This window comes from Paraglaciecola sp. T6c (assembly GCF_000014225.1).
GTDB lineage: Bacteria > Pseudomonadota > Gammaproteobacteria > Enterobacterales > Alteromonadaceae > Paraglaciecola > Paraglaciecola atlantica_A.
In genome coordinates, this window is the sequence record NC_008228.1 from 2,542,700 (window position 1) to 2,561,038 (window position 18,339).

Genomic DNA, 18,339 nt, shown 5'->3' on the forward strand with positions numbered 1-18,339 from the left:
AGGAAAGGTAAACTTCTTTTTATCTGCGTATTTTGGGCGTTTATAGACAGGTAAGAGTGCAGCGACTGGGCTTTTCAAAGGGATCATAAGTAATGAACGTGAAGCGTGTTTTACTAATAGAAGGTTGCGTAAACTTATTTATATGTTGCGTTAAGTTAGCCGTGGGGATCAGCGCTAATTCAGCCGCTGTCATTGCTGATGCGGTACATTCTTTTACGGATGTGGTGAATAACATCATGGCGTGGATGGCGACCAATATTGCTAATTCGCCTGCCGATAAGGACCACCAATATGGTCATCAGAAATTTGAACAGTTAGCAGTGTTTGGTCTTGCTTCTTTGTTGAGTATCGTCGCATTTGAAATGTTAATTAATGCATACAACCGCTTCGGTCAGGCGGTGGAGCAGAACTACTTAGGGCTTATCGTGCTGACCGGTACGCTTGTTGTTAACATCTTGCTAACGATATGGCAGAGGTACTGGGCAAAAAAGTTAGCGTCAGACTTGTTACAGGCTGACGCTAGCCATACCTTAAGTGACGTATTAACCACAATTGTAGTAATAGTCGGCTGGCAGCTTGCTGCGCGCGGTTACTATTGGCTAGATACTGCTTTTGCTATTCTGGTGTCTTTACTCATTTTTTATTTGGCCTTCAAACTTTTTCAGCGCGCTATCCCAATATTGGTCGATTATAGCGATGTAGACCCTGGCGCTGTTTCAGCTGAAATTAATCGCTTGGATAGCGTCGACTCAGTTATTCGCGTGCGCTCAAGAAAAGTACCGAATGGACGGGTGGCGGATCTTGTCGTCACAGTTGACCCAGAACTCAGCACGGCAGATTCACATCTCATCGCTGATGAAATTGAACGGGTATTAGCCAAAAAATTTAATATTCAAGATGTGTTAGTACACATAGAGCCAAGACACAGCGTAACTGATCATGAAACTTGATGCTTGATAGCTAATTTTTGCCCTGTAGACTGATTATGTTTCTAAGAATCGCGCGAGTTGCCGTTGCAGGGCATGGTTTTCATATTCGAGTGCTTCTCGTTGCTTCAAAAGCTCAATCACCATCGCCACACCTACCCAGTCAATTTCTAACTGTCGGTTAAGACGAATCGCTTTTTTTAACCAATGCACTGTGGAAGTGTCAAACTTCCAGTCTTGAATTGTATTTCCCTCTACAGGCCGAGCAATGCCAAATTCCACCACTTCTATTACCATAGTCTGGTCAATGTCATCACTTTTACATAGCTCTTCAATGGAAACGCTGAGTATTGACTCGTTCATATTGTTAACTCCATTCTTTTCTGGGATCGAAAGCACTTGTTTTAGCAAGTTCATTCCATAGGGTTAACGTTCGTTCGTCAGGTTCAGGCGGATTAACAATTTTGAGCACGGCAAAAAGATCGCCGTTGCCGGATTTACGTTTCAAACCTTTTCCTTTAATTCGTAATTTTTGACCTGTTTGGCTGTTAGGTTGCACGGTCATTTTGACTTTGCCGTCCAGTGTTGGAATAGTGATTTCTGTACCCAATATTGCTTCCCATGGGGCAAGTGGCAGCGTAATCGTTAAGTCATGACCTTGCACATCGAAAAGTGGGTGGGGGACCAAACGAATATGTAAATACAAATCGCCGTTTTCACCGCCTTGACTACCTTTACCACCTTGCCCTTTAAGACGTATGCGCTGGCCATCTACTACCCCTTGCGGTATTTTTACTTTCAGGGTTTTCTTTTTCTTGACCAATTGAGCGTTAATCACTTCAGATTGCATAAACTCGACAGTTTTAGCAGATGAATGCAGGGTATCTTCTAAAAATATAGGCACTTCAAGCTCAGCATCTTGCCCCGTCATTGGATAATCAGCCCGAGTGTACCCTTGACTAAATGGGTCATTGTGAGGCTGCTGGCGAGAACGACGAGCTGAAAATACAGAATTAAAAAAATCTGAAAAGTCCTCACTATTGCCATCCCAATGGGTGTTTTGTGATCCACTTTGCCAACCTGGCGGAGGCGTAAAGCCTTGCTTTTGTCCCGCGCCATATTTGCGAAGCTCATCATATTCTGCGCGTTTTTCAGTATCTTTGAGGACTTCGTATGCTTCAGCAACTTCTTTAAACTTTTCTTCGGCATCGTCTGCGGCATTCATATCAGGATGGAATTCGAGCGCAAGTTTACGGTACGCTTTTTTAATCTCTTTAAGCTCGGCGTCTTTGGCAACACCAAGGATGGCATAGTAATCTTTAAATTCCATTATCTATCTCGTGGTAATCATGCCTGAGGTGCGCGATGTGCACGAACTTTAGGCATACAAGTATTGCGATATATACTAAAAATGTCTGATGAAAAGCGCGGCTCTACCGCGTTTAACCTTGTATTGTTTAGTATGAATTTTCTGTGTTACAGCTTCTTAGGGCACTTGATATTGTAAGTAATTAGTATATTGAATCGGTTTAACTTTATATTTTGGTTGTAAAAAAGCCACCACGTCTATCATCTCTGTAACCGTCATAACGTCGTTAAATACGGTCATTTTTGACTGTCCATTTTCATCAACGACAGGCACTAACGCGCGCGAGCGCGGCGCAAGCTCATGTGAGGGGTTTATGATCGAAGTCACAAGCTGAGCATAAGTTTTCACTTTGGCTGATGTGCCACCAAGTGGGATCGGATCAGCAAATACTTTGCCCAAGGCCGCATCGTCATAACCTTCAAGGGTGTGACACGCCAAACACTGGTACTTGTTAAATACTAGTTCTCCGTTTTCTACACTCCCTTTAGGTAGACTAAAGCCCTTAGGTGAATCAGCTCCTTTTCCGCACCCAGCTAAAAACATCACCAGAGTAATTAAACTGATAAACAATAAATTTTTCATGTTAGCACCTTTTAAAATCAGCGATTAATGTTGCTCTTACGCATAAAAAATAACCAAGCCGGGCATAAAAAGGAAGTACCTATCTAAATCCTTATTGATGCTGATCAAGATTGCTGAAAATTGTGTTGGTGTAATCGTCGTTGGCGTTATTTTCACTGGTGTTAGCTGCACTGGTATTAGCCGCTCTGTGAAAAATAATTGTTACGAGTTCGCCGCTATCTCTTGCCCTTACAGACAGATTGTTGACTTGCCTTACTGGTTAATTGATCGGCGTCAAATTCTCTGTTTCTTTATCAATTAACGTAGATAGGAATAAACCGGCAAGAGGTTGAATCATCTTTAATCTCTTACATAAATCAATGAAGAGAGTGAGTGATTAAAAATGAAAGATACTATGCAAAGTACAGGGCATGCAGATAGCGCTGCATCAACTATCAATCCGTCTCATGTGCCTGGCGAGTTGTGCCATCATATTTTGGATGGTAAAAAAATTACCATTAGGCCTATCAATCTAAAAGATAAGGCATTAGAGGCAGATTTCGTTAAAAATCTATCTGCTCAGACCAAACATTATCGCTTCTTAGGCGGCATTAACACATTATCTGAGTCTATGTTAAAAACCTTGTGTACCATCGATGGTGAAGATTCGATGGCATTTATCGCCACAGAGCATGATCCTATTACTGGGACTGAAAAAGAAATTGGCGAGAGCCGTTATGCCTATACGGGCGATGAAAACGCACATGAGATTGCAATAACCATCAGTGATGCTTGGCAACACAAAGGGTTGGGTAAACTATTGACCGAACATTTAATTGACTATGCAAAAGTACATAATATCGGCTCTTTATACGCCATCGAATTGGCAGATAACCAAGATATGCGGGCGTTAGCGCGCGAACTGAACATGAGTGAAAAGCGAGATCGAGATGATGCCCATCAAGTTATTTACTCATTGACCCTATAAAGTTCAATATTATCAGCCTTTATGTCCCTTTAATCGTTAGCCTTGTTGTTATCGATTAAAGGGGGCTGTGGTTTTTATCGCGACAATTGGGCGCAGGGGGGAGCTTAGCAGTGCCTTTATTTAATATCGGATTTGCATGTGCAGTGATGCCGATATTCTTTCATAGTATATACAAAATTAAATTAAGCTCAGATTTGCAAACGGTCTGGACTGCCATCCCCACACCTTCGGGTAAATGGCAATACCAATATGGGTACTAACCTAGGGTTGAATGATCAGCACATCGGTTTTTAGCAAGGTCAAAACGCTTTCTGCTGTGTTGCCTAACACTTTCGCTTTAAGGCCCTTGCGGCCAACACTGCCCATAATGACCAACGCCGCTCCCACATCTGATGCAACACTGGGTACCACTTTATCGGCGTAACCTACTTTAATATGTATGTTTTCTTCTAGGATACCTTGGCTGCCAAACATAGCCTGTATTTTGGGTATGTATTTCTTTTTAGCCTCTTTTAACGATTTACGCTTATCGATGATGCCTAAATCTTTGAGAACAGGTGACAAGGCGAGACTAAAACATACATGTATTGGCATATTGTTCGCGTTGGCTAGCACTTTCCCCGCATCGATCACTTTTTGATTAAGTGCTTGCTTGGTCTTTTTAGTCGAAGCCATGTCAAGAGTGAGCATGATCGATTGCTTTTTGCGCCATTTCTTTTCAGCCACTAAGAGCAATGGCACATTACCGCTGCGTAATAGTTGCCAGTCAGTAGGTACATAAAACGCGTGTTCGCTGCGATGCCCAGTTTTGATAATTAAATCATACTGGTGAGTTGAGCAATGTTTAGTGACCCAAGCGGCAATGTCTTTACTCCACACCATTTCGTCCGTTGTTGATACTGGTAATGACGATTCAGACACGGTTTCATCTAACCACGCTTGGCTGGCTTGGACGATCTTTTGCTTAGCAGTATCGATGTCACTTTTAGACATGCTTTCATCTAGCACGGACAAGCGTTCGTAACAAAAACCGGCTACATGAATTGATGCATTAAACTGCTTAGCCATCAAAGTTGCATGGGCTAAGGCTTGTTGCGAAGAATCCTTACGATCGGCGATAACTAATATACGCTTAACATTCACTGGGGAACTCCTTGGTTATAAAGGCAACTTACAATTGCTTTAGTATCTGCTTTATTATCATACTATTTTAATTTTTATACCAAAATATTGTGCTAAAACAAGTTTTTAAACGAAGGCGACAACTAAATGATTGGCTGAACAGCATACGCATTTCGGATGTGAATTCACGCGGAAAACCACATAAATGAAGAGACAATATAACGTCCCTATGACCGAAATTACGCGCCAGATGATGACGTCGGGATAAAAAATGTGGTTTCCACTGAAATATGAAAGGGTAATAAAAATACTCTCATTGAAGCAAAAAAAGACTGCCGTCCCACTGGTCTTATTATACTAAAGTATATAGTCTGTACGTCCTGAATGTTTGGTATTTCGCCAATGTTGTAAGACTCAGGGCTAACTAAGGATTATTAATGGCGCAGGCGATTCCTCCTCTTCGTAGTCAATTTAAATTTCATAAGCATGTACTACCCATAACGTTAGTGGCTATTTTGCTCCTATTGGCCAGCGCAGTGGCGGTTTTCGAATTTCAACTAAGCCAGTCTGTTACAGATGAGTTAAAGAGCACTCTGTCTGCAGCGGGCGATCAAATCAATGCACAGGCTCAAGAGGACATCGAAAATTATCGACAAGATTTACGCTTTCTGCACGCGACTCCACCAGTCAGTGGGTTACCCAGAGCATTGGAACACAACGGTGTTGATCCGCTCGACAACACTACATCTGCCCAATGGCGTCAACGCTTGGAAATGATCTTTTCTGCTTTTTTAACCAGTAACCCTGAGTACGATCAAATAAGGGTGATAAGCGCTGATAAGTCCGCCATGGAGTTAGTGAGGGTTGATAGAGTGGCCGGTAATATTGAAGTAGTGTCACCAGAGCAATTGCAAAGTAAACGGGCCAGTGAGTACGCCCAAAAGAGCGCAGCTTTGTCAGAAGGTGAAATTTACATGTCGCGCATTTCGCTTAACAAAGAGTATGGCAAACTGGATTATCCATATCGACCTATGTTGCGATTATCGCTGCCGATATTCGACGATAGTGGTAAACGCTTTGGTTTCCTTATTGTTAACATTAATACCTTGCCGCTGTTTAGCTCGTTGAGCAATACGTTGGACTCGCCAAACTTTCTAACGTTAACTGACAGTGATGGATTTTTTCTTATCACTCCCGATGAACAATATCAGTACAGTCACGACCTCTCGCCGGAATTTAACTGGAACTCAGTATTTAGTGTTACAGAAAACATCTCACATCGATTTGCACAAATCCGCTATCGCAATAAAGAAGGTGATGTTTTTTACGTATTAGATCAGAAAGTGACGCTCAATGACGATGTGGATGGTGGCTTTCTTCAAGCTAAGTTGATTGCACCAGCGCGTTTCGTTCACGCCATAGAAACAACCAGAAGAACCACGGTTTATGCTTTTTTATTCAGCGCGACAATTGTCATGTTGATTGTGCTCGCCTTTTTTAATCGCAGTGCAAACAAAAGCAAACAGCTAGCAGATGCTCGCGCCGAGTCAGCTGCGATCGTCAGCGCCTCTAAAGATGCGATTATCAGTGTTGATCTGACGGGTAGGGTAAAGAGCTGGAACAATGCGGCCAAGGGGTTACTTAGCTTAAGTGCTGTAGATGTGATTGGCAAAACCTTGATGGAACTTCGGGTATTTGATGACATTGAATTGAGCGATATATTTGAGCGGCTGTCGAATAAACACCGCCAATTGAATATTGAAACGCAAATTGAATCACAAGAAAATTCACCAATATTTTTAGCGCTTTCATTTTCTCCTATTGCGAATAGCGAAGACCGGATCGAAGGCATCGCTATTATTGCCCGGGATGTGACTCAAGAGCGCATTGCAGATGAAAAAATAAAACAGGCTAACGCTGAACTTGAGGAAAAAGTCGCCCTTCGCACAGTAGAATTGCAAAAAGCCAGCGGCATCAAAAGTGCGTTTATTTCCAACATTAGCCATGAAATGCGAACGCCCCTCAATGGGATCATAGGCACATTAAACTTGGTTAAACGTGAGCACTTATCTGAAAACCAGCAGCGATATATTGAGATGACGGAAGTCAGTGTCAATACGTTATCGACGCTGGTAAATGACGTTCTAGATCTGTCAAAAATTGAAGCGGGCAAGTTAGATTTAGATATTAAGCCTTTCAATCCAGTAAATTTAATTGAGAGTCTGTGCGGCAGTATGGCGGTCAAGGCTCAAGAAAAAGGCCTAGAATTTATCATTGATGTGTCAGCCCTAAATTACCAGTCAATGGTTAGCGATCCTCATCGTTTTTCACAGATTCTGACTAATTTAGTCAACAACGCGATTAAATTTACTGAAACGGGATACATAAAAGTATCCGCTCATACTGAACTTGTGAAGGACAAGGTACATTTACATTGCGCTATCGCGGATTCAGGAGAAGGAATCGCTAAAGAAAACCAGGACAAACTTTTCAGCGCTTTTTCGCAAGCAGACAGTAGCGTTGCCTCGAAGCATGGGGGTACGGGGTTAGGATTATCTATTTGCCGGCAATTAGTCACTTTATTAAAAGGTGAGGTGAATTTTACGTCACAGAAAAACCAAGGAAGCGTATTTTATTTTTCTATCAGCGCAGATGCCAATTTGTGTCAATTATCACCACCTTCCACTTGCTTAGCAAATATCAGCACGGCGGTGTTTATTGAGCATAAAGCGCTATATCAAAGCACTTGCCAGATGATCGAGGCCTTGGGTGGAACGATAACCCCTGCTGAGAGTTTCGATAAAATGTTTGCTGCTGAGATGCCTAGCACTTGGTCAGAGCCGCGAGTAGATTATATTGTGATTGACCAGCAACATCCTGACTTAATGGCGCTGGATGATAAGTGGCTAGAATGTATCGCCATAGATGATGGAAGCGCTAAAGTGGTTTTACTTAAACGTGACGGTGAGCCCACCGCGTGGTTGAAAAATATCAAGCCAACCGTGCTGACTAAACCAATTTTGCGTACTGAATTTCTGCAAAAAGTGACACGGTTAAATACCAATTCTTCGAGTATTGAGGCTGCAAGTGTAAACCGCCCCCCAGAGATTAACGGCCAGATTGAAAACCCTCCTGGTGATTTTGAGAAAATAAAAGGGGCTCGGGTACTGGTGGTGGATGACAACGAAATAAATGTTGAAGTGGCCAAAGGCGTGCTGTCGAGATTGCCTGTGACCTTACTTCAAGCGACAAATGGCAAAGAAGCCTTACAACAACTGATATTGGCCGAGCGCAGGAATGAAGTCATTCACTGCGTACTAATGGATTGCCAAATGCCCATCATGAATGGATATGAGGCCAGTCAGCGTATTCGGAAAGGCGAAGTAGGGGAGCTGTATAAAAATATTCCTATTATTGCCATGACAGCTAACGCAATGTTAGGCGAGCGAAATAAGTGCTTAAGTGCAGGCATGGATGACTACTTAACAAAACCCGTCAACGAAGACATTATGCAAGAAAAAGTCACTAAGTGGACATTGTCGGTTTATCAGGCACCTCAACGTTAATTTCCCAGATACCAATATCAGAAAATAATTAGAGCCACTTAGTGAAAATTCAAAAGGCCTCAATTAATGACCATGAACGAGGTAGTCGCGCGTTTTAATCTTGGGGCGCGCAGTACAAAGTATACAAGGTATTAATAACCGCTTTTACTTCATCACTGGCCAAAGAATAATAGATCGTTTGGGCGTCACGTCTGGTCACCACTAATTTTTCGCGTCTCAACGCCGCCAAGTGCTGAGATAAACTAGATTGGGGGATCGCCACTTGTTGATTTAACGAGGAAACTGACATTTCACCGTTATTCAATAAGCACAACAACATTAACCTATGCTGATTAGCCATTGCCTTCAAGAGCGCTGCGGCTTTATCTGCGTTGTCGCGCATATCATCAAGTGTCATATGGGTTATCCTAATTTTTTGCTCATTTTAGAGGCGCTAATCATACCAACTACCATAGAGAGTATGAAAGCATATATACCCATATCGCCACTGGTTATGTTGGTTAATGCAGGCCCTGGGCATATTCCGGATATTCCCCAGCCGATACCAAACAGCAATGCACCGAAGATCAGCGGTTTATCGATGTCAGTTTTTGTTGGCAGATGAAGTGAGCTACCAAGTATCGTTCTATTTTTGGGTTTAACGAATGCCCAATACAAAGGCATGTACACGGATATTCCACCCATCATCACAAAGGCGAGGGTTGGCTCCCATGCACCAAATACATCAAGAAAGCCAATGACACGAGCAGGGTCAACCATAGTTGAAATTGTTAAACCGGCGCCAAATAAAATCCCCGACAACAAAGCAACTAGATTATACGTCGAAGTAGAAACCTGTGATGTAACCGCATTGTTACGGGCATTAGTCACTTGCATTATGCACCTCCAAACAGGTGTTTAATCATTGCAACCGTGAGAATGGCGGAAACCATAAACACACAGGTTGCGGTAATTGAGCGAGCAGATAATCGACTAATACCGCATATACCATGGCCACTGGTGCAGCCTGAACCCAGGTTAGTACCAAAACCCACTAACAAACCGCCAATTACCATCAATGATATATTGATGACATTGTTGCTACTCGCACTAAAAGCACTGGGAAAGGTATCAGGCAATGAAAAGCCAAACACACTGGTGATCAATGGCGCAATCACTAACCCAAGAATGAAGAACCAACGCCATTTGTTGTTCTCGCTATTGTTATTTTTACCACCACCATTGTGACTAAAAATAGCGCCGAAGGTGATACCGGAAATACCGGCAATTCTGCCATTAAACAGCATCAGCGCAAAAGCACCTAAGCCAATTAAACCGCCGCCTAAAAAGGCCTGTAGAATCAAATTAGTGTTCATATTTAGATAAACCAGGTTATAAATATCGTTATTCGTAAATATACGATATTAAGGCGGCAATTTAAAGTGGTAGTTATTGCAAAGGTATATTGTTGCGTAAATATAAGGGCGTCAATCGAGTAATACGTCATTGAGTGCTCCGATGTCTCATATCATTTCGCAAACCGGTTATCGTCACATCTGCTGATGGCTCATACTAAGAATTGATCGCTATGCATGAGGGTTTAGATTCATTTTAGAAATGTGATTTTCAAAAAATGTGATTTTCATAAGAGACTGCTTCTACGGGAATTGATAACTTCGCGTGTTAGTAACGATGACAAGATTTTTAAGAGTATTACTCGAATTATACAAATTTGGGGATATCCCACAAGGCTGAAAAAAGCAGGCGCTAATGACTATTGGAATGATGCACAGGCTGCTCGTAGATATTACGCAAGCGGATAGATAATAAATGGTGCTGTGCAAAGTCGACACTGTAATTTGCATCATAGGCCAAACATCAGCACAAATGAAAATGCTATGTAATGCGATAGCTGGTTACGCCAGTAAACGTGAAAGCGTGCACAACGAGTTCAGACTATCAAAATGATGAATCTGCAGTGAGCCCAAATGCTCGCACAGATAATAGTACCAATATTCGTATAATGTATATTATGTTAAATTAACTATATTAGGCGCTAAACAAGCTGGTACTCAACAGCGAGCGAAATGCGTGCCCTTCGAAAATAGAATTTTTAATCTTATTATAAGTTGTTCGGTTTACTGCCCAGCATACTCATGGCATCAGACTTATTCACTAAAGACAGCTGTTCGCTATAAACAGACCAATGTATTTCGCGTACTTGCGCACTCACCATAAGCATAACTTAGCGTATCAAAGTGATCTTAGCTGTCGCTGATTGTCGTATACAGTCGCTATGAAAAATGCACTATCACACGGTGCGCTTTAATAGAGGCAATATGAACTTGGCTAAACACAACTCAATGTCACCAGAGATATCACGCATTATCGAGATGGCCTGGGAAGACCGCACACCGTTTGAGGCTATTCATCGGGAGTATGGTTTCAGTGAGTCACAAACCATTAAGCTGATGCGTGCTAACTTACATCACAGGGCATTTAAAAACTGGCGAGCCCGTGTCTCGGGACGTAAAACTAAACATCAGAAAATACGCAATCCGTTAGTGACCCGCGGTTATTGTATGTCCCAATACAAAGTACGCTCTGGGAAATAACAGTAGCGTTACTGAGTACTCTTTTGGGTTAAATTTTGCAACTCAGCCTGTAAGCTCGCTGCAGATACCTCGCCAAAGTGGCTGGAAATCATCTCGCCACTTGCATCGTAAAATAAGGTCATGGGTAAACCATGAGCCCCCATCATTGTGGCGATATCTCCTTTAGTGTCGAGTAAGACATAATTAAAATGTAAATCGATCTCTGCTAGAAACTCGGTGACCACATCCGCGGGCTCTCTTTGATTTAACATAATAAACTTGACGCTTGGGAAACGTTGTTCAGCGCTGTAAAGCACCGGCATTTCGCGTCTACAAGGTCCACACCAAGAAGCCCAAAGATTAATCACTGTTATATTTTGATTCGAGACGTGTTGCAAATTAACTGAAGCGCCCTGTGGTGTATTGAAGGCTAAATTAGGAAGTGCTGATTGTTCATTGCCTGCGTTGATAACTCCTTGAATACTGGTAAATAGCAGGACCGTTGTCGCTGCACCCGCTATCAGTATTTTTCGTTGCTGCGGGTGCCGGTGTATTTGTAACAACAGGATGAGAAGACCTGCAATGAAGCTGGAAAACATATCAAAACCACGGTCACGTATATCTAACACTTGCCATAGCGAGTCGTAACTATCGAAAAACTTAATGACAAATACAATCCTGCCTACCACCAAACTGTAAATGACAATGCTGACCAGGGAGTCACCAACGGAAATACTTTGTTTTCTGCCTAAAATAGCCACCACTAACAGCCCTACCATGAGGCTAACCAGCAGAATAATAGGAGATACAGGAAGCGCGAAAGAACCGAATGTGATTGATGACAAAAGTGGGCCCTTACTGTTTGTGATAATAAATTGAGAGAAATTAGCTAAAACACAGGTATAGCGCCAATTGGCATTCTAAATTGACTGACTGCTGTGGATTACACTTGAATATCGGTAAATTGTATCACTATTCTCGACTTTATCTCCATGTCAGCGGCAACCCACAGGATGAATTCTGAGACGGCAATGAATGATTGCAATGTGTATTACACCCATATAATTAGCGTTATACGGGTATGAAGATCGATAGTAAGCCCTTTGTATCTATCGTTTTATTAAAGCGAAATTTTGAGTGTGATTAATTTATCCAGACTACATAAACGGATAGGCTATTTCTTGCACTACACACCAGATGCCTAGTTGGAGCGCAGCGTAAATAAACTATTATTAATGCTTAATATGCCTGCAGAACGCTTTAAGAAAAATGTTGAATAACGTGATGATAAAACTAAGATAAATTTGAAGTTATTAGATGAATAGGCTTGCTGAAATCGCGATCCGAATGGGATACATCACTCAATATTAAATGAGTTAAGAGCAGCATGTCCCCTGCCCTTAACTCATTATATTGGTTGACGTTAGTTAGGAACTAAACGTTAGTTAAACACTATACGTCGTAAGTGGTTGAGGCTGTATCGCCACCACGACCAGTCCAATTGGTGTGGAAAAACTCACCTCTTGGCTTGTCAGTGCGCTCATACGTGTGGGCACCGAAATAGTCGCGTTGGGCTTGCAACAAATTCGCTGGAAGGCGCGCAGTTCTAAACCCATCAAAATAGGTTAATGCTGAGCTTAAGCAAGGAATGGCAATACCATTCATTACTGCAGTGCCAACCACATTCCTCCACCCTGCTTGAGCAGATTCCACGGTGTCTTTGAAATAAGGCGTTAGCAATAAATTTTCTAGCTTTGGATCGGTATCATAAGCTTCTTTTATCTTGCCTAAAAACGCTGAACGGATAATACATCCGCCACGCCACATTAGCGCGATACCGCCATAGTTAAGCTCCCAGCCGAACTCTTTTGCGGCTTCTTGCATTAGCATATAACCTTGAGCATAGGATACGATTTTAGCAGCAAGCACTGCTTGGCGAAGGTTTTCGATAAAGGCTTCTTTATCTCCTGTGAAGTTAACCTCAGGTCCAGTCACAACCTTAGATGCTTCTACACGCTGCTCTTTTTTTGCAGAAATACAACGAGCAAACACAGAATCAGCGATTAACGTCAACGGTACACCCAAATCCAGTGCGGTCACCCCAGTCCATTTACCCGTGCCCTTTTGCCCTGCTGTATCGAGGATTTTTTCAACCAGAGGTTCACCGTCTTCATCTTTGAAGGCAAAGATGTCTTTGGTGATGTCGATAAGGTAGCTGTCTAATTCGGTGGTATTCCAATGCGCAAATACTTTTTGGATCTCATCAGAGTTTAAGCCAAGTACTACTTTCATTAATTGGTAGGCTTCGCAGATGAGTTGCATGTCACCGTATTCGATACCGTTGTGCACCATTTTTACAAAATGACCCGCGCCAGCATCGCCGACCCAATCACAGCAAGGAACAACTTCGTTACCATTTTCATCAGCCACTTTGGCTGAGATAGCTTGGAAAATATCCTTAACTAATGGCCACGCTTTTTTTGAGCCGCCAGGCATAATAGAAGGACCCTTCAAAGCCCCCTCTTCGCCACCAGACACACCCGTACCGATATACAATAAGCCTTTGCTCTCTAAATACTCAGTTCTGCGATTTGAATCTGGGAAGTGTGTATTGCCACCGTCAATGATGATGTCGCCTTCGTCCAGAAAAGGAATAAGCTGTTCGATGAAATCATCTACAGCTTGGCCTGCTTTGACCATCAGCATCACTTTACGTGGAGTGGCAAGAGATTCCACTAAGGATTGTACGCTGTCTGCACCGCGGATATTTTTACCTTTAGCGCGCCCGCCAATAAATTTTTCAACCTTTGAATAACTTCTGTTATAGGCAGTTACAGTGAAACCTTTTGATTCCATATTAAGGATCAAATTCTCACCCATTACGGCTAAACCGACTAAACCGATGTCCGACTTGCTTTTCATTTCACATTCCTTAATAACGTGTACTGAGTAAAAAAACGCATACCAATATTGCTAAAACAAGGCATGGCTATTAAATCTGATTGGCTTATAAACACTGCATGATTACTGGGGGCAAAAGCGCAATTTATCAAGGTCAACTTTAGCTCTGTGCCCAATCAGTTCAGTGTTTCGATGAGTAACCGCGTAATTTGAATAATCTCTCATCGCCGAACGACGTTTTATTCGACAACTTGGTGACGACCAACCCGCCGTGATCAACATTACTATAAGAAGGTTTCAGGTTATCTTACTAGGCTACGGTTGAAGAGTATGACATTTACTGCTGTTAAGACGCCAGTTACAAGAGCGAAAAAAATGTTTTAACGTTAAATTTAGCCCGTAATTAATCACCCCAAGCATGATTTCGCCGCTAATTTTGTATCAAGCCCTATTAACTGTATTAATATACAGTTAATATGCCGTAATTCGTAAACATTGCTTACTGTTAATTCATGTCAATTATATTTATGCCGCTATTTCCTCATGCTGAACAACTGGACGTGGGGGTTGCTTATATTAATCAACAAGTGATGGACTTTGACCTATCAATAAAGGACGCCGCCTACAGTTACGAGTTAGCCATTGAGTATTTGAGTGAGAACCGTTTTAACGCTAATAACTTTAAGTCGATCCGTAGTGAACTAAATCTTTTATTTAACTGGGCTTGGCGGGTGAAAGAGCTCTCCATTGCTGAAATAGACAGAGTGCAATTACGTAAGTTTGTGGATTTTTGCAATGAGCCGCCATCAGAACTTATCACACATGCGTCATACCCGTTCTTTGTCGCGCACAAGCAAGACGGCACAATTGAGCCTAATCCCAAATGGCGGCCGTTCGTATTAAGAGACGCAGCATGCTATGTGCGAAAAACATCCACCTTAAAAGCACAGCTGTCTCTATTAAGCGGGTTCTTTTTATTTTTAAGTGACATGGAATACTGTGATAAGAATCCTGCGGCTGTGTTGTTGCGCAGGCTGAACGTAAATAATACGCACGTTATCGAGTCTTCTGATGATGAAAAAGCGTTGAGTGAATTACAATGGCAGAGTGTCTGGCAGCAGGTTAATCATCTTGCGGATACTCAACCAGAAAAACACCAACGCACCCGCCTACTTTTCGCCATGTTGTACTTGCTCTATCCAAGGGTCTCTGAAATAGCCGCTAGGCCAGGCTATACGCCTATGATGAGCAGCTTTATACGCCACAGAAGCGGGCATTGGGTGTTTAAAATTCCACGCAGTAAAGGTGGCAAAAGCCGTATGATCCCCTGCCCTGATGAGTTAATTCAATGCTTGAGTCACTATCGACGTTATATAGGACTCAGTGATTTGCCTTTACCTAATGAACAAGTTCCCTTGTTTGTGCGTCACAAAGCCGGGACTCACGGGCGCGAAACAGGCATTTTAACCGCACAGCTAGGTATCGAATCTATACGTAGTATTGTGCGCTTCGTGTTTGATACTACTGCAGATAACTTAGAGGAAACAGCACCTCAAGAAGCTCACGAGCTTCGACAATTTAGCGTTCATTCGTTACGCCATACAGGAATTACCACCTCCATTACTGCGGGGACGCCGCTACAAGTGGTGATGAAAAACGCGGGGCATGCTGACTTATCCACGCTTTCAATTTACATCTCTACGGATATTCAACAACAAGCTGAGGCAACAGTGCCGCGTAAATTATAAAAGCAATTTTTACTCTCACGGGCGTACTTTCTTAAAGAGTAAGCCCAAGAAAGTTTGGGCTTTTAAATATAGCGCTTGTTTTTAAGCCAGCCTCGCTTATTCATCTAGTGCGTAAGCGATGACATAATCCCCTGGAGGCGTTTCCATAAAATGATGCCCCGCAGCGACGATAACCAAGTAACTTTTACCATTTTCTCGGTACATCATTGGGTTCGCTTGACCGCCAGCGGGTAACTCGTCTTGCCACACTGTTTGCCCGGTATTGATGTCAATAGCGCGGATAAGGTTATCCGTCGCTGCCGCTATGAATATCAAACCGCTTTTAGTCACCACGCTGCCACCATTGTTCGGCGTGCCTATGGTTATTGGTAATCCCGATGCAATACCGAAGGGACCATTGTTGCGAGCGGTTCCCAGAGGACGATCCCATAAGGTTTTTCCATTTTCTAGGTTAATAGCTCGTATCCCACCGTAGGGTGGTTGTTTGCACAGTAGTCCAGTCAAAGGCAAACGCCACCCTGCATTCACATCAACTGCGTAGGGGGTTCCTTGCTGAGGGTCTCCAGCACCTTCGGCTCCTCCATCATCATGATCCATTTCGTCTCTCGGTTTCCACCCTTTTTCATTGGCTTCCTCACGCGAAACGAGTCGGTTGTAGTTTGGCATATCATTGTAATTTGCAATCAACACACCTCTTTGCGGGTCGATGGCAACACTTCCCCAGTCTGATCCGCCGTTATATCCTGGGTATTCAATCCAATGCTGTTGTGTGGTTGGTGGCGTGTAAATACCATGATAACTAGCGGTTTGAAATTGAATACGGCATGCCAGTTGATCGAACATAGTGACCCCCCACATGTCTTTAGCGGTGAGATCTGGCTTACGTAGAGTATGAAATGTTGAAAATGGCTGCGTGTCAGATCGCAACTCCGGTAACACTCCCCCGGTAGGTACTGTGCGCTCCTCAACACCCGTTAGCACTTCGCCGGTTTCACGATTGAGTATGTAAATGTCCCCTTGTTTGCTCGTTAGCACTAATGCTGGAACCTGACCATTATTGGTAGGGAATTCAATTAAGCTAACTTGTGAGCCTAAGTCGTAGTCCCAAACGTCTTTGTGTACTGTTTGAAATGACCACGCTGGTTTACCGGTATTTACGTTCATGGCAACGAGGGACGTGGCATATTTTAGTTCTGCTTTAGTGCGCGAACTACTCCAGTAATCGGCAGATGAATTACCCATGGGTAAATACGCTAACCCTAAATCGTTATCACCCGTAGCTGAGGTCCACATATTGGGTGTGCCTCGTGTATATGTTTCTCCTGCAGGGGGTAACTTATCAATATTAGGTTTGACCATGTCCCACGCCCAACGAAGTTCTCCGGTTTGTACGTCAAATCCTTTGATCACGCCTGATGGTGCGTAACGTTTTTGTCCATCTAGAACTTGGTGCCCAGTGATGATCACACCTTTAACAATCACTGGAACACCCGTAATAGCAACAAAGCCACTGGGGGTTTTGCCCATATGTTCCTTGATATCAACTTCACCTTTATTCCCGAAGTTAGAACAAGGTTTACCTGTTTGCGCATCTACTTCTATGATCCTCCCGTCTAACGTGCCACTAATGATCCTTTCGCGACACGCTAGTAAGCCGTCTGTAATGGCGTTCATACTGTTTTCGTTTCGTTTCTCAATATGAACTTCCTCAGTGGGAGGTACTTTATAATAAGCTACACCGCGGCATGCTGCAGTATAGGGTATGTCTTCGTCAGCTACTTTTGGGTCATAGCGCCATATCTCTTTGCCATTCTGTGCATTCAAGGCGATTAATTTATTCCTTGCGGTACACAAGTAAAGTTTGTCATCAATTTTAATAGGTGTCGTTTCAGCGCCGTAGCGTTTAGAGGGGATGTCTTTTGTCCTGTATTGCCATGCTTTTTTTAAAGATGTGACGTTTTCAGGTGTTATATCGGTCACAGGTGAATACCTACTGGCATGGTTATCTCGACCATACACGGGCCAGTCATCAGCACTAATATCGTTTATGCCGTTTTGGTTGCCAAGCTTGATCAAGCTACTTCCTGCTTGAGGAGCCATGGCATTGTGAGTCCAGCCTGTGGGTACGAAAGCCATACTAAACGCGCCAACAAAAATTACCGCGAATGCCCCTGCAAGAGAAAGGCTCGCGCGTTTCGAAAACCCCAGACTAGGCAGTAACAACGCGAGAACAAAACAAAGGACTACAGGCACGCCCATACGAGGAACCCATCGCCAATAATCTGTGCCTGACTCCCAAATAGTCCACCCTAGCGTACCGAAAAAGAGCAGAGTAAAAACCCACAAGCCTAAACGTTGCTTAAAGTAGAGTAAGGAACTACTTAATATTAAAGTTCCGCCTGCGATAGCGTAGTAATAAGAGCCGTTTTCGGCGACTAACCAAACGCCACCTATTGCTAAATAGAGTCCGATGAGAAAGCTAACCACTGAAAACATCCGCAGCGGCCAATTAGATATGCGTCGGTTTGAAGAAGAAGACATTTAGCGTTTTCCTTTTTGAGATAATTAGAAGAGTGACTGAATGT

The 18,339-nt window shown here is 43.0% G+C and carries 15 protein-coding genes; 5 read left to right on the forward strand and 10 right to left on the reverse strand.

The annotated features are described in order from the left end of the window. The first annotated feature begins 92 nt into the window (after nt 1-92). A complete protein-coding gene (locus PATL_RS10710; RefSeq protein WP_011574904.1) occupies nt 93-950 on the forward strand; it encodes a cation diffusion facilitator family transporter in 858 nt (285 codons plus the stop codon). 33 nt (nt 951-983) lie between these two features. Here PATL_RS10710 and PATL_RS10715 read toward each other — a convergent pair whose 3' ends face one another. The 3 genes from PATL_RS10715 to PATL_RS10725 form a co-directional block, all read right to left on the reverse strand. Next, nucleotides 984-1,289, reverse strand: coding sequence for a chaperone modulator CbpM (locus tag PATL_RS10715; protein WP_011574905.1), 306 nt, complete (start codon nt 1,287-1,289; stop codon nt 984-986). Nucleotides 1,290-1,293: 4 nt separating this feature from the next. After that, a complete protein-coding gene (locus tag PATL_RS10720) occupies nt 1,294-2,256 on the reverse strand; it encodes a DnaJ C-terminal domain-containing protein (protein WP_011574906.1) in 963 nt (320 codons plus the stop codon). A gap of 156 nt (nt 2,257-2,412) precedes the next feature. Continuing rightward, nucleotides 2,413-2,877 carry a c-type cytochrome gene (locus PATL_RS10725; RefSeq protein ID WP_011574907.1) on the reverse strand — a complete coding sequence of 155 codons (465 nt, stop codon included), beginning with the start codon at nt 2,875-2,877 and terminating at the stop codon, nt 2,413-2,415. 382 nt (nt 2,878-3,259) lie between these two features. Between PATL_RS10725 and PATL_RS10735 the strand changes: the two genes are divergently transcribed. Beyond that, a complete protein-coding gene (locus PATL_RS10735; protein WP_011574908.1) occupies nt 3,260-3,844 on the forward strand; it encodes a GNAT family N-acetyltransferase in 585 nt (194 codons plus the stop codon). Between the two features lie 261 nt (nt 3,845-4,105). On the opposite strand, the gene PATL_RS10740 is transcribed toward PATL_RS10735, so the two are convergent. Continuing rightward, a complete protein-coding gene (locus PATL_RS10740; protein WP_011574909.1) occupies nt 4,106-4,987 on the reverse strand; it encodes a universal stress protein in 882 nt (293 codons plus the stop codon). A gap of 416 nt (nt 4,988-5,403) precedes the next feature. Here PATL_RS10740 and PATL_RS10745 point away from each other — a divergent pair, with 416 nt between their 5' ends. Then, nucleotides 5,404-8,532 carry an ATP-binding protein gene (locus PATL_RS10745; RefSeq protein WP_011574910.1) on the forward strand — a complete coding sequence of 1,043 codons (3,129 nt, stop codon included), beginning with the start codon at nt 5,404-5,406 and terminating at the stop codon, nt 8,530-8,532. A 94-nt stretch (nt 8,533-8,626) separates the two neighbouring features. Here PATL_RS10745 and PATL_RS10750 read toward each other — a convergent pair whose 3' ends face one another. The 3 genes from PATL_RS10750 to PATL_RS10760 are packed head-to-tail and all read right to left on the reverse strand — an operon-like array spanning nt 8,627 to nt 9,887. Beyond that, a complete protein-coding gene (locus PATL_RS10750) occupies nt 8,627-8,929 on the reverse strand; it encodes an ArsR/SmtB family transcription factor (protein WP_011574911.1) in 303 nt (100 codons plus the stop codon). A 5-nt stretch (nt 8,930-8,934) separates the two neighbouring features. Continuing rightward, nucleotides 8,935-9,408 (reverse strand): YeeE/YedE family protein, encoded by a 474-nt coding sequence (locus PATL_RS10755; protein WP_011574912.1) that lies wholly within the window; start codon nt 9,406-9,408, stop codon nt 8,935-8,937. After that, on the reverse strand, nt 9,408-9,887 hold the full coding sequence (locus tag PATL_RS10760; protein ID WP_011574913.1) for a YeeE/YedE family protein: 480 nt from the start codon (nt 9,885-9,887) through the stop codon (nt 9,408-9,410). The genes PATL_RS10755 and PATL_RS10760 overlap by 1 nt, the downstream gene beginning before the upstream one ends. A gap of 963 nt (nt 9,888-10,850) precedes the next feature. Between PATL_RS10760 and PATL_RS10765 the strand changes: the two genes are divergently transcribed. Beyond that, a complete protein-coding gene (locus PATL_RS10765; RefSeq protein WP_011574914.1) occupies nt 10,851-11,126 on the forward strand; it encodes a TIGR03643 family protein in 276 nt (91 codons plus the stop codon). An 8-nt stretch (nt 11,127-11,134) separates the two neighbouring features. Here the strand turns inward: PATL_RS10765 and PATL_RS10770 are convergent, their stop codons facing one another. Both PATL_RS10770 and gnd read right to left on the reverse strand, forming a co-directional pair. After that, the gene (locus tag PATL_RS10770) at nt 11,135-11,950 is read right to left on the reverse strand and encodes a TlpA family protein disulfide reductase (protein ID WP_011574915.1); all 816 of its coding nucleotides are present in this window, start codon (nt 11,948-11,950) and stop codon (nt 11,135-11,137) included. 607 nt (nt 11,951-12,557) lie between these two features. Continuing rightward, a complete protein-coding gene (gnd, locus tag PATL_RS10775) occupies nt 12,558-14,027 on the reverse strand; it encodes a decarboxylating NADP(+)-dependent phosphogluconate dehydrogenase (protein ID WP_011574916.1) in 1,470 nt (489 codons plus the stop codon). A gap of 491 nt (nt 14,028-14,518) precedes the next feature. Here gnd and PATL_RS10780 point away from each other — a divergent pair, with 491 nt between their 5' ends. Further along, nucleotides 14,519-15,754, forward strand: a complete 1,236-nt coding sequence (locus PATL_RS10780) for a tyrosine-type recombinase/integrase (RefSeq protein ID WP_011574917.1) — start codon at nt 14,519-14,521, stop codon at nt 15,752-15,754. Nucleotides 15,755-15,850: 96 nt separating this feature from the next. Here PATL_RS10780 and PATL_RS10785 read toward each other — a convergent pair whose 3' ends face one another. Further along, nucleotides 15,851-18,295 carry a membrane-bound PQQ-dependent dehydrogenase, glucose/quinate/shikimate family gene (locus tag PATL_RS10785; protein ID WP_011574918.1) on the reverse strand — a complete coding sequence of 815 codons (2,445 nt, stop codon included), beginning with the start codon at nt 18,293-18,295 and terminating at the stop codon, nt 15,851-15,853. Between the last annotated feature and the right edge of the window lie 44 nt (nt 18,296-18,339).